General features: G+C 50.4%; 8 protein-coding genes. All 8 read right to left on the reverse strand.

The genetic code is table 11. The annotated features are described in order from the left end of the window. Nucleotides 1-88 precede the first annotated feature (88 nt). The 8 genes from mlaE to H8L32_RS13245 all read right to left on the reverse strand — a co-directional run bounded on the left by mlaE (nt 89) and on the right by H8L32_RS13245 (nt 13413). Entirely contained in the window at nt 89-859 is a 771-nt protein-coding gene (gene mlaE / locus H8L32_RS13210) for a lipid asymmetry maintenance ABC transporter permease subunit MlaE (protein ID WP_186947706.1), read from the reverse strand. Next, the gene (locus H8L32_RS13215) at nt 856-1659 is read right to left on the reverse strand and encodes an ABC transporter ATP-binding protein (RefSeq protein WP_186947707.1); all 804 of its coding nucleotides are present in this window, start codon (nt 1657-1659) and stop codon (nt 856-858) included. Before H8L32_RS13215 ends, mlaE begins: the two co-directional genes overlap by 4 nt. Before the next feature lie 519 nt (nt 1660-2178). Continuing rightward, on the reverse strand, nt 2179-3642 hold the full coding sequence (locus tag H8L32_RS13220; protein WP_186947708.1) for a glutamate synthase subunit beta: 1464 nt from the start codon (nt 3640-3642) through the stop codon (nt 2179-2181). Nucleotides 3643-3757: 115 nt separating this feature from the next. After that, the gene (locus H8L32_RS13225; protein ID WP_186947709.1) at nt 3758-8446 is read right to left on the reverse strand and encodes a glutamate synthase-related protein; all 4689 of its coding nucleotides are present in this window, start codon (nt 8444-8446) and stop codon (nt 3758-3760) included. Nucleotides 8447-8851: 405 nt separating this feature from the next. Further along, nucleotides 8852-9550 (reverse strand): transposase, encoded by a 699-nt coding sequence (locus tag H8L32_RS13230; RefSeq protein ID WP_186947710.1) that lies wholly within the window; start codon nt 9548-9550, stop codon nt 8852-8854. A 146-nt stretch (nt 9551-9696) separates the two neighbouring features. Continuing rightward, a complete protein-coding gene (locus H8L32_RS13235) occupies nt 9697-10041 on the reverse strand; it encodes a hypothetical protein (protein WP_186947711.1) in 345 nt (114 codons plus the stop codon). Nucleotides 10042-10518: 477 nt separating this feature from the next. Continuing rightward, entirely contained in the window at nt 10519-12633 is a 2115-nt protein-coding gene (locus H8L32_RS13240) for a TonB-dependent receptor family protein (protein ID WP_186947712.1), read from the reverse strand. A gap of 72 nt (nt 12634-12705) precedes the next feature. Next, nucleotides 12706-13413: a GntR family transcriptional regulator gene (locus H8L32_RS13245; RefSeq protein WP_186947713.1), complete on the reverse strand. Its 708-nt coding sequence runs from the start codon at nt 13411-13413 to the stop codon at nt 12706-12708. Between the last annotated feature and the right edge of the window lie 201 nt (nt 13414-13614).

Raw genomic sequence — 13614 nt, forward strand, 5'->3', positions numbered from 1 at the left:
TGTTTAAAATTCAGACATGCCGTACTTGCTCGCATTTTCTATATACACGCTATACAAGGTATATGTTTCCCCATCGTGTCATGCACGATCATTGAAACATCCACGCCGTCAGTATGAAATCCAGACACAACACCAGCAAGGAAGACACCACCACCGTCCTGGTGGTGGCGCGCGCCACGCCCTCAGGCGTAGGCTGCGCTTCATACCCTTGAAACAGGGCGACAAAACTTACTGCAAAACCAAATACGATACTCTTGATGACGCCATTACCTATGTCTTGCCAGATTTCCACGCCAGCCTGCATCTGCGACCAGAAGGCACCATTATCGACGCCTATCAGTTTCACGCCGACGATGTAACCACCAATCACACCCATCGCATTGAATATCGATGTCAATATTGGCATGGCAATAATACCTGCCAGAAAACGTGGTGCCAGCACCCTTTGTATAGGATTAACTGCCATCATTTCCATGGCGGCCAGTTGTTCGCCCGCCTTCATCAAACCTATTTCTGCCGTCAATGAAGTACCTGCACGACCAGCAAACAACAAGGCCGTCACCACCGGCCCCAGTTCACGCGTCAGTGACAGTGCCACCAGTAAACCCAGTGCCTCTTCTGAACCATAACGGTTCAAAACATAATACCCCTGATACGCCAGCACAAAACCGATGAACAATCCCGACACGGCAATGATCAGCATGGAATAATTGCCGATGAAATGTATCTGGTCTGTCACCAGGCGCGGCCTGCGCCACAAGCCCAGACAATTACTCAGGATAGAAAAAAAGCTGCGTGCAGAATAGCCAAGATCAGCCACAACCGATCTGACAGTACCGCCTATTTTTTCAATTATCATGCGCGCTTCTCCAGTCCAAGATCATCCTGCAGGGAAGCGCCAGGGTAATGAAAGGGAACCGGACCATCCGCCTCGGCATGCACAAACTGCCTGACGTAAGGATCATCCGAGACCTGCATTTCTTCCGGCGTACCCTGTGCGACGATTTTGCCCTTGGACAAGAAATAGACATAATCCGCAATCGCGAAGGTTTCATGTACATCATGCGAAACCAGAATGGATGTAGACCCCAGAGCGTCGTTCAAGTTCCGTATCAGATTGGCAGCAACCCCCATGGAAATCGGGTCAAGACCGGCAAACGGTTCATCGTACATGATCAGTTCGGGGTCAAGCGCCACTGCGCGTGCCAAAGCGACCCGTCTGGCCATACCGCCGGAGACTTCAGACGGCATCAGACCTGCTGCATTACGCAAACCGACTGCCTGCAATTTAAGCAGCACCAGGTCGCGTATCATGGATTCGCTCAGATCCGTATGCTCACGCAGGGGAAAAGCCACATTATCAAATACGCTCAGGTCCGTGAACAAGGCACCGTGCTGGAACAGCATGCCCATTTTGCGGCGAATAGCATACAAACCACTATTATCGAGCTTGCTGATTTCCTGTCCATTGACGCTGACACTACCTTGCTGGGCGCGAATCTGCCCACCGATCAGACGCAGTATCGTTGTCTTACCTGATCCAGAACCACCCATCACGGCAATCAGCTTACCGCGTGGAAAATCCATATGCAGCCCGGACAAAATTGCCCGATCTCCATACCCAAAGTGGATATCACGAATTTCTACAAGATTTGGCACAGCAGCGGAGATAGTTTTGTAAAAGCTAGATTGTAATGCAGAACAGCAAAGAGGGTTGTACAGACAACTATGACAAAAATACAATGATTCGCGATAAATTCGGAATAACCGAATAATTCCACGCAAAATACAGCAAAGTTACCCATCTCAAAATTTTATTCAAAAATGAACGATGAAAAATAAATTTTTTAATGAACAGTAAGTCAGTTATTTACAAATACTTACCCTTTCACCAACTTCTTTACTGTCTGTATTGTCTGATTTATGTGTCTAGCATACACAAAAACTGCTGACGCATGACAAGACATCGGCAATGTATGTGCCGATAACAACACAAATAAGGACGTACATAGTTAAGGATGCACATTACAGCGCAAATGAAATGGGGCAAGCCAAGTGCCTGCCCCATCGCTTACTTCTGTTGTTGCCAGTGCCCCGCGTGCCGCTTATGTCATTATTTCAGTAAGCGGCAGTGCAAGTACATAACGGCACACACTGCGTGTACACAGTACGGCGCGATTAACGCGGCAGTACCGATTCCCCCATCAGGAAGGCATCGACTTCACGTGCACACTGACGGCCTTCGCGTATCGCCCACACCACCAGCGACTGGCCACGACGCATATCACCTGCGGCGTACACTTTATCGACATTGGTTTTATAACAGCCAGCACCATCCGTGCTCGCTTTGGCATTGCCACGCGCATCCTTGTCGACACCGAAAGCATCCAGCACTTGCTGAACTGGCGAGACAAAACCCATGGCCAGCAAGACCAGATCGGCCTTCATTTCAAATTCGGAATCCGGTACTTCTTGCATCTTGCCGTCTTTCCATTCCACGCGGCAGGCGATCAGCTTGTCAACCTTGCCGCCCTTGCCTTCCAGACGCTTGGTCGCAACTGCCCAGTCACGCTCGCAACCTTCTTCATGCGAAGAAGAGGTGCGCAATTTGGTTGGCCAGTAAGGCCAGACCATGGGTTTGTTTTCCTGTTCTGGCGGCTGAGGCATGAGCTCAAACTGAGCAACCGATTTGGCGCCATGACGGTTCGAGGTACCAACGCAATCCGAACCGGTATCACCGCCACCGATCACGACTACATGCTTGCCACTGGCCATGATCTGGTCTTTGACCTTGTCGCCGGCATTCACCTTGTTTTGCAACGGCAGGAAATCCATGGCGAAATGCACGCCTTTCAATTCGCGGCCAGGCACTGGCAGGTCACGTGGTGTTTCTGCGCCACCGGCAATGATGACTGCATCAAATTCTTTTTGCAGTTGTTCAGGAGAGACGGTTTCCTTGGCCCAGTTGGTGACTGTTGCCGGAAAATCCTTGCCGACGAATACGCTGGTACGGAAAGTCACGCCTTCAGCCACCATCTGGTCGACACGGCGGTCGATGTGCGATTTTTCCATCTTGAAGTCAGGAATGCCATAACGCAGCAAACCACCAACGCGGTCATTCTTTTCAAACACGGTTACATCATGGCCAACACGTGCCAGTTGCTGGGCAGCGGCCATGCCTGCAGGACCGGAGCCGACCACGGCGACTTTCTTGCCGGTTTTGATGGAAGGCACTTGTGGCACAACCCAGCCATTTTCCCAGCCTTTGTCGATGATGAAATGTTCTATCGACTTGATGCCTACTGCGTCACTGTTGATACCCAGGGTACAGGCAGATTCGCAAGGTGCGGGGCAGATACGGCCGGTAAATTCCGGGAAGTTATTGGTGGAATGCAGTGTATCCAGCGCCAGTTTGTAATTGCCGTTGAAGACCAGATCATTCCAGTCAGGAATGATGTTATTGACTGGGCAGCCGTTGTTACAGAAGGGAATACCGCAATCCATACAGCGTGCGGCCTGCACCTTGGCCTGGCCATCATCAAGATGCACCAGAAATTCTTTGTAATGCTTTTTGCGTGACTGTGGTGCTTCGCTTGCTTCCTGCAAGCGCTGGTATTCCATGAAGCCGGTGATTTTACCCATTTTCTAACCTCAATATCGTTGCGGGCCTTTGCCCTGTCTTAATCTGAACAAGCTGAATAGTCTGAACAACACAAGCAGACACTACCGCAGCCAGGCTGCGGCGTGACCATCCGGTTTATGCTGTGACTTTTTCCTTTTTTCCTGCGGCTTGTTTGGCCGCATACATTTCACCCAGTGCGCGCTTGTATTCGGTAGGGAATACCTTGACGAACTTGGCGCGGCTACGGGCCCAGTCATCCAGCAGGTTGCGGGAACGGGTACTGCCTGTATGTTTGAAATGACGCTCGATCAGATTACGCAGAATGGCTTCATCTGTTTCTCTTTCACCGCCACTGAGGCGGCTATGCCAGATGGATTTGTCCAGCGTGGCTACCTGTACATCACCTGCCAGCACTGGCTCCAGTGTCACCATGGACATATTGCATTTGGCTTCAAATTCGCCTTCCGGGTCATACACGTAAGCGATACCACCCGACATACCGGCAGCGAAGTTGCGGCCTGTGTTACCCAGCACGATGACGGTACCGCCAGTCATGTATTCGCAACCATGGTCACCGGTTCCTTCGACCACTGCCAGCGCACCGGAATTACGTACCGCAAAACGTTCACCGGCAACACCGTTGATAAAGGCTTCGCCAGAAATCGCACCGTACAGCACGGTATTGCCGCAGATGATGTTGTCAACCGCCCAGCCACGGAATTCGGTATTCGGGCGAATGATGATGCGGCCACCGGACAAACCTTTACCCACATAGTCATTGCCCTCACCGACCAGATCAAGGGTCACGCCATGCGCCAGGAAGGCACCGGCAGACTGACCAGCCGTACCCTGTAACTGGATATGGATGGTGTCATCCGGCAAACCGGCATGGCCGTATTTTTTGGCCACTTCACCGGACAGCATGGTGCCGACAGTACGGTTCAAGTTTTTGATAGGTGAGATAAAGGATACTTTTTCACCGGTTTCCAGCGCGATTTTCGCCTGGGAAATCAGTTTGTTATCCAGTGCTTTTTCCAGACCATGGTCCTGACAGTCCACATTGCGGATAGCAGCGCCTTCGGCCACTTCTGGCTGATGGAAGATGCGGCTGAAATCCAGGCCCTTGGCTTTCCAGTGACCAACCGCTTTGGATTTATCGAGCAAATCAACGCGACCAATCAGATCGTCATACGTACGGATACCCAGTTGCGCCATGATCTGACGCAGTTCTTCAGCAACGAAGAAGAAGTAGTTCACGACATATTCAGGTTTGCCAGAGAACTTGGCACGCAAGACCGGGTCTTGTGTCGCCACGCCGACCGGGCAAGTATTCAGATGGCATTTGCGCATCATGATGCAGCCTTCAACCACCAGCGGTGCTGTCGCAAAACCGATTTCGTCTGCACCCAGCATGGCAGCGATCGCCACGTCACGACCGGTTTTCATCTGGCCATCAGCCTGTACCCGCACACGGCCACGCAAGCCATTCAATACCAGCGTTTGCTGGGTTTCGGACAAACCCAGTTCCCACGGTGTGCCAGCATGTTTAATGGAAGACAAAGGTGATGCGCCGGTACCGCCATCATGACCGGCGATCACCACGTGATCTGCCTTGGCTTTGGAAACACCGGCAGCAATCGTGCCTACCCCCACTTCAGACACCAGCTTGACCGAGATCGATGCTTTTGGGTTGACGTTTTTCAAATCATGAATCAACTGCGCCAGATCTTCAATCGAATAAATATCATGATGCGGCGGTGGAGAAATCAAGCCCACGCCAGGTACCGAGAAACGCAGTTTGGCAATGTATTCAGACACTTTGTGGCCTGGCAACTGACCACCTTCACCAGGCTTCGCACCCTGTGCCATCTTGATCTGTATCTGGTCTGCGGAACTCAGATATTCTGCCGTCACACCAAAGCGGCCAGATGCCACCTGCTTGATTTTGGAACGTAGCGAATCACCATCCTGCAAAGGGATATCGACTTCAATCTGGTCTTTGCCAACAACAGATGCCATGGTCTGGCCCTGCTTGATAGGGATGCCTTTCAATTCTTGCTGATAACGCGCCGGATCTTCACCGCCTTCACCGGTATTCGATTTGCCGCCTATGCGGTTCATCGCCACAGCCAGCGTGGCATGTGCTTCAGTACTGATAGAACCCAGAGACATCGCACCAGTCGCAAAGCGTTTGACGATTTCCTTGGCAGGTTCAACCTGGTCCAGAGGAATGGCCTTGGCTGGGTCGATCCTGAATTCAAACAGGCCGCGCAGAGTCATGTGACGTTTGCTTTGGTCATTGATGATCTGGGCGTACTCTTTGTAAGAATTGTAGTTGTTGGAACGGGTGGAATGCTGCAGTTTGGCAATTGCATCCGGCGTCCACATATGGTCTTCACCACGTACACGGTAAGCATATTCGCCACCGGCATCAAGTGCATTTTCGAGCACAGGGTCGCTGCTGAAAGCCAGTTTATGCAAACGCAGAGCTTCTTCTGCCACTTCAAACACGCCTATGCCTTCAACGTTGGAGGCAGTACCCTTGAAGTATTTGTCGACCAGTGATTTGTTCAAACCAATGGCTTCAAAAATCTGCGCACCACAGTAAGACATGTACGTCGAAATACCCATCTTGGACATGACTTTCATCAAGCCCTTACCCACTGCCTTGGTGTAGTTGTAGACAGCTTTTTCAGCCGACAGGTCACCGGACAGGTCTTTCGCCATATCGGCCAGTGTCTGCATCGCCAGGTAAGGATGAACAGCTTCCGCGCCATACCCTGCCAGCAGGGCAAAGTGATGGGTTTCACGGGCAGAGCCAGTTTCCACCACCAGACCTGTCGTCGTACGCAAGCCTTTGCTGACCAGATGCTGATGCACGGTCGATGTCGCCAGCAGCGCAGGAATCGCGACATAGTTGGCATCCATCTTGCGGTCAGTAATGATCATGATGTTATGGCCAGACTTGACCGCATCAACCACTTCAGCACAGATGGAAGCCAGGCGTGCTTCAATGCCGTCCTTGCCCCATGCCACCGGATAACAGATATCCAGTTCATACGACTGAAACTTGCCGCCAGTATTCGCGCTGATGTTACGCAGTTTGGCGATGTCGGCAAAATCCAGGATAGGCTGTGACACTTCCAGACGCATAGGCGGATTGATGTTATTGGTATCCAGCAGATTCGGTTTTGGGCCGATGAAGGATACCAGCGACATCACCATCGCTTCACGGATAGGATCGATAGGTGGGTTGGTCACCTGGGCAAACAATTGCTTGAAGTAGTTATACAAAGGCTTCAGCTTGTTCGACATGACTGCCAGTGAAGAGTCGTTACCCATCGAGCCGATTGCTTCTTCGCCAGCCAGGGCCATAGGTGCCATCAGAAACTTCAGATCTTCCTGGGTGTAGCCGAATGCCTGTTGGCGATCCAGCAGACTGGCGCTGTATTCAGCCTTGTCTGCACCTGGCTTCAGGTCATTGAGCTTGATACGTACCGATTGTATCCACTGTTTGTAAGGCTTGGCATTGGCGTAGGTATCCTTGATTTCCTTGTCATCAATGATGCGGCCTGCTTCCAGGTCGATCAGGAACATCTTGCCTGGTTGCAGACGCCATTTCTTGATGATCTTGGATTCAGGAATCGGTAAAACACCTGATTCAGATGCCATGACTACCAGGTCATCATCCGTGATGATGTAACGTGCAGGACGCAAGCCATTACGGTCCAGCGTACCACCGATCTGGCGACCATCGGTAAATGCCATGGCGGCCGGGCCATCCCATGGTTCCATCATGGCGGCATGGTATTCATAAAAGGCGCGACGGTTTTCATCCATCATGGTGTGATTTTCCCAGGCTTCCGGGATCATCATCATCATGGCTTGCGCAATCGGATAACCGGCCATGACCAGCAGTTCCAGCGCATTATCGAAACTTGCCGTATCAGACTGACCTTCAAAAATCAGCGGATACAGTTTTTGCAAATCATCGCCAAGTACGGCGGATTTCATGACGCCTTCGCGGGCGCGCATCCAGTTGAAGTTACCTTTTACCGTATTGATTTCACCATTGTGCGCAATCATGCGATACGGGTGGGCCAGTGGCCATTCAGGGAAGGTATTGGTAGAGAAACGCTGATGTACCAGCGCCAGCGCAGATACACAGCGCTCATCCTGCAAGTCTTTATAGTAGACACCAACCTGGTCCGCCAACAGCAAGCCTTTATACACAATGGTGCGCGCTGACATGGATGGCACAAAGTATTCTTTGCCGTGGATGAGCTTCAGCGCTTCAATCGCGTGTACTGCGGATTTGCGGATGATGTAGAGCTTGCGTTCCAGCGCATCAGTCACCATGATGTCCGGGCCACGGCCTATGAAAATCTGACGTATGACCGGTTCTTTTTCGCGTACGGTAGGCGACATCGGCATTTCACGGTCCACCGGTACATCACGCCAGCCAAGTACCACCTGGCCTTCGGCGCGCACGGCACGCTCGATTTCCTGTTCACAGGCCAGACGGGATGCATGTTCTTTCGGCAGGAAAATCATGCCCACGCCGTATTCACCTGGCGGCGGCAGGCTGATGCCTTGCTTGGCCATCTCTTCACGATAGTACTGATCAGGAATCTGGATCAGGATACCGGCACCATCACCCATCAGGGCATCAGCACCAACTGCACCCCTGTGGTCCAGGTTTTTCAATATCAGCAAACCCTGATCAACGATGGCATGGGTCTTTTTGCCTTTGATATGGGCAACAAAACCGACGCCACAGGCGTCGTGTTCATTGGATGGGTCGTATAAACCTTGAGCATGCATAGCGATCTCCGGAAAACAAATTTAAATTCAGCACTTACGCAAAACTGCTATCACCTGTTCAAGCCGGGCTTTCACAGCCAGTATCGGGCGTGTTGATCAGAGAGGCGGATCAACCAAGAGGAACTGCCGGAATCTGTCTACAACAGACTTGCGAGCATGAAAACAGGGTGTTCAAACAGTTTTGCGTAAATCCTGAAAAGGACTAAGGAAGAGAATACTGCGGTGCAAAAGATTATTCAACAAATTTATTTAGGGTCAGTGTCAATTTAAATTAAGGAAATTTCCTGATTTATTTAATTGGGGACATAGTAAATTCAGGCAAATTTGTAGCTATATCGACATTTTTCAGCTTGTTTAATTGAATGACTTGCGTGCTGCGGACGTATGCATCAGGGGTAATACCGTTCAGGAATTAACGGCAATTTTGCGGGGACGGCCACGCTTGATGGGCTCTACCCGTCTTTCGGTCAGTTTGCTCATCTCTATCTTGAAGCGGGACGAACCCAACATCCAGGCTTTGGACGTTGCCTGGGTAATTTCCATGATTTGCTGGCCTGACAAACCATGCTCCATATTTTCGCGGTAGGCCGCCTCACGTTGAAACGGCGTATTGCCTAAAGCCCAATAGGTGCTGTGATCGGTAATCAGCGGGTCAATGTGCAGGCCTATATGGTGGCGATAGCTTGACCAGGTGTAATCCAGCAAATCCGTCACCAGGCCTGCTCGCTGAGGATTGCTTTCTATATAAATACTGCAGGGTATGAAGTAAACGGCAGATTCGATCACTGTGGCGCGATAACGCCCTTGCCACAAGGTGCCGGTACGTTGATATTTGCGATTGAAATAGGGGACATAGTGGCGCCCCAGCCATTGCATCATCTTGCCCAGGCCGGTTTCATCACCGGGCGTCAGCAATAAATGCAGGTGATCAGGTAACAGCGCATAGGCATGAATGGCAACATCAAACAGGCTAGCCGCCTGCTTCAGCCAATCGAGAAAGGCAGCATAATCTTCCGCATCAATAAAAACCATGGCACCAGCGTTTCCACGCTGGATGACATGATGTTGCTGATGCGGGATAACGAGTCGGGCTAATCTGGCCATGGCAGGGCAAGCAGGGTGCAATCCAAAAAAAGAGACTGGATTGTGCTTGCCCCAGGCGTACTTGTCAAAATATATTGCCCTGATGCAGTATCAGGGCAATTCAACAAGTCAGGCTACAGCGCTATCTGATGCGGATCAGACAGCAATCAGGCTGCGATCAACTGTGGCGCTACAGGGCTCTTCAGACGGAACACTTTCAGTGCACGCTTCGCGTCTGGTACGGCGACAACTTCTGGTACACCAGTCATCAATTCGGAAATGCGGCTTTTCAGGGCTTTAGCCTGGGTAGCCAGTTTAAAATGCGCAGCACGCTGCGTCTGTACGATACTCCAGCGCGCTACAGGCGCATGGCCGCTGCCATCAAGCAAGGATTTTTCGCGGAGCCATTTCTCGAAAGAACGGGTAGTCATGTCGCTTTCAATCCAGATCAAATGATCTGAAGTCATTTTCTTGCTGTTGTCCGATGGGCGAACCAGTATTTCGTAAATCATTTTTCTGACTCCTATAAGTGAAACTTTGCTTAATAGAAGTGGTCAGCAAAGATTCTTTAGTCCAAAAACGATTCGACTTGCAGTTCAGTTGACATGGAAAGTTACAAAACTCAGGATTTTTTTTATATTTTTTATAAAAAAACAATAAAAAAGCCTGTTTTCACGTGAAAAACAGGCTTTTCGGCGTTTTTCTTTAACAATCTGTAACAAATACAAAGTCAACTTATAAGATGGTTTAAGGCTTTGACAGACTAGAAAGATATCAAAAAAATATGGCATCTGCTCCCTGTCGTAATTATTTAATCCATTTCAACAGCCAGGTTGACTGGATTTGCTACGACCTCAGGCGATTTAATAATCAACAAAAGTTGTCTGGTTGAAAATTCACTTGCCCCACAACTACCGGAGAGATACTTGTGCAAAACCTGCCTTCAATAAATTGGGGACAGCATCATTAGCACACTTCGCAGGATATTTTTAATAAAAAGTCATCTGTGCGCTGATGCCGAGCAACCAGTTCCGCCCCTGCGCAGCTTCGTAAAAGCGCCGGTTGGTATCGCCAACGATTACTGAGCCAACATAGATCTTATCCGACAGATTATTAACACGTAAAAACTCTTTGAAACGCCAGGCGCCGGCATCCTGCCTGGCACCAACGCGAAAATTGGCAATGGCATATGCAGGGGCAGCTGTCTCTTTATTGCTGTCTTCTACATATAACTTGCTGCTTGCCAGCAATTCCAGCCCTGCATCAAGGCTGTCATCCCGGGCATGCCATGCAAGCTCACCATACCAGTTGATCTCCGGCACGCCTGGCAGCCTGTTGCCTGCGGCAATAGCGCCATAGGTTTCATCATAGATTGCTCGCAAGACTGTGCCGGAAAACCTGGCACTGATGCCATTGCGCCAGGACCAGTCCAGCGCTACTTCCATACCCTGGTGCAAGGTACTGGCGGCATTCCGGTAACTGGTGCGTCCGCCGACTGCAGTGTCAACCACCAGTTCATCCGCGCTGCGCACCTGGAAGATGGCTGCATTAAAACGTGCACCACCAGGCAAGATGGTTTTCATACCGGCTTCTATCTGGGTATTGTGTGCGGCCCGCAAATTGAAATTAAATCCGCTGCCACTGCCTGAATAAAATAATTCATTCAGCGTGGGGCTTTCCATGCCACGCGCCGCACTGGCATACAGATTCAGTTCTGGATTCCATTTATACAATAGCCCGGCAAATTGCGTGGTTTTCGCATACTTCAGGCTGCCGCTATCGTTGCCATTTGCCAGAAAATAATCACGTACCTGGATATTAAGCTGATTGCGTCGCAAGCCGGCACTGAAGCGCCACGGGCCCGTCACCCATTCTGTTTGCAGGTAAGGATCAAGGCTGGTGACGATATCCTGTTCATTACGTCGCAAGTTACCTTTCACCCCATACTGGGTAAGAATAAAATTTTCAAATCCTTGACGCCTGTCGCTCGACCTTGCATACTCCAGACCCAATGTCGTGGTCAGCACGCCACCGGCCAATTCAGCCGTGTGAAGCCAGTTCACTTCCGCGCCATAAAAATGCCGGTCAAAATCAACCACACCACCAGACTGACTGGCATTTGCCTGAAGCGCTTTGGAAAACGCCTGATACTGGCTGACCTGACGGTCGCCATCATACAAGCTGAGCCGCAAGCGACCAGCATCCATCAGTTGTTCATAAGTCAGTCCAAATTGCGCATGATGGATACTTTTACGAGTGTTGTAACGGTCGGCAAATGAGCGCTTTGGGTCCTGAGTGTCTGAACTGTCGATTTCCGCCTGACGTGGATTATTCAGAAATGTCTGCCATTGCACGCCCAGCGGGTCCTGGGTATCGTCCTGAATCAATCTGTTTGCCACCAGTGTCAGCTTGCTTTTGGCCCATGGCACAAACGCTATTTTGGCAAAATTGGTCTCACGTCTGGCGGCGCTATGCTCGCGGTAGCCACTGGTCTGGAAACGCGAGCTATCCACCACATAGCTGATGCCAGCAGTTTCGCCCTGCGCATTGACGTCGATCTTGCCGACACCTTCACTGCCGCTGACGACACTCACCTCAACGGAAGGATGCCCCTTGCCGTCTTTGGTCAGCAACTGCATCACACCACCAGAATGATTGCCATAGATGGCGGCAAGTGGCCCACGCAAGACCTCGATGCGGCTGGCGACATCCAGATTAAAGGTGGCGGCCTGCCCCTGACCATCGGGCATGGTGGCTGGAATGCCATCGCTGATCAGTCGCATGCCACGCACGCCAAAAGCAGAACGTGCGCCAAAACCACGGGAAGATATTTGCAAGTCTTGCGCATAATTTTGCCGGTTCGATACCACCAGGCCAGGCACAGACATCAGCGCTTCTGACAGATTGACACGCATCTGCGCTTCGCCCAGGCGGGTATCGTCCACAACATCAATCGCTGCCGCCAGATCAAAGCTGCTGCGCTCAATACGACTGCCACTGATAACCACGACATCCGCAGGTGTACCAGCATAGGCCGGAGTCAGGCCAATGAGACTATACGGTGCAAGCAGACTCAATCCCAGTACAACCCTCTTTTTACACATATTTTGTCTTTGCTTCAGGTAATCAGGCAAAAAGGTGAACAACCGGAGAATGCCAGGACTCGTATGCAGAGATCAAGTTTCATCTCCAGCTTCACTGGCCTTGCGTTGTGCAAGGTATTCATATTTGCTGGGCAAGATATGATCAACACAAAGCTGGGCCAGCGTCCAGTTATCACGTCCCTTCAGCAGTTCTATCATCAATGCATGATGGGCGACTGAAATCTGCAGTTTTTCTGGTACAGCCAATGAGTTGGTGCGGATTGCATAACTCAAGTTCATATAATCCTGGATCGACCGTTCCAGGTAGCGGTTGCCACACAGTGAAAATATTTTCGAATGGAATTGATCATTCAATTCATGCACACCACGCAGGTAAGCATTCTTCACATGCACTAAATACGTTTGATGAATCGCGTTCAATTCATCAATAAATTCTGACGGTGCCGGAAGCTTGAACATCAGCACGGCCTGACGCTGCAAGAATTCACGCACTTCATAAATCTGGCTTACCTCTTCCTGCGAAAACGAACGTACACGTGCCCCCTTGTTGGGTTCTCGCATGACTATCCCGGTACGCTCCAGCCGATTCAGGGCCTGACGCACACAATGCCGCGTTGCGCCAAAGCGCTGCATAAGGAGATCTTCCACCAGACGCTCTCCAGGCTTTAGACGCAAAAAAAGTATGTCCTCTTCCAGTTGCATGACCAATTCAGCTTCGCTGATGACGTGCAGGTCTGCATCCGGGTATGAATCAATAGTACTGCGCTGTGTTTGAGGCATGAGCAAAACTCGTCAGGGTTGAAAGCAAGGTCAACACGACAAAACCTGCCATTGGACAATTATCGATAATACTATTCACAACAAATCAAGGGCAATCAATGTCTTACTCAAATTTTATATTAAAAAACAATAAGTTAATAACAGATACAAGAATTCAATCAAAAACATGAGAGCAATATTATTGACAATACTGTCCTCAAA

Source organism: Undibacterium hunanense (assembly GCF_014284335.1).
GTDB lineage: Bacteria > Pseudomonadota > Gammaproteobacteria > Burkholderiales > Burkholderiaceae_D > Undibacterium > Undibacterium hunanense.

What these genes read in the sequence shown, in the direction of transcription:
- mlaE (WP_186947706.1), bottom strand. Translation starts at nt 859, where the DNA reads ATGATAATTGAAAAAATAGGCGGTACTGTCAGATCGGTTGTGGCTGAT.
- H8L32_RS13220 (WP_186947708.1), bottom strand. Translation starts at nt 3,642, where the DNA reads ATGGGTAAAATCACCGGCTTCATGGAATACCAGCGCTTGCAGGAAGCA.
- H8L32_RS13225 (WP_186947709.1), bottom strand. Translation starts at nt 8,446, where the DNA reads ATGCATGCTCAAGGTTTATACGACCCATCCAATGAACACGACGCCTGT.
- H8L32_RS13230 (WP_186947710.1), bottom strand. Translation starts at nt 9,550, where the DNA reads ATGGCCAGATTAGCCCGACTCGTTATCCCGCATCAGCAACATCATGTC.
- H8L32_RS13235 (WP_186947711.1), bottom strand. Translation starts at nt 10,041, where the DNA reads ATGATTTACGAAATACTGGTTCGCCCATCGGACAACAGCAAGAAAATG.
- H8L32_RS13240 (WP_186947712.1), bottom strand. Translation starts at nt 12,633, where the DNA reads ATGTGTAAAAAGAGGGTTGTACTGGGATTGAGTCTGCTTGCACCGTAT.
- H8L32_RS13245 (WP_186947713.1), bottom strand. Translation starts at nt 13,413, where the DNA reads ATGCCTCAAACACAGCGCAGTACTATTGATTCATACCCGGATGCAGAC.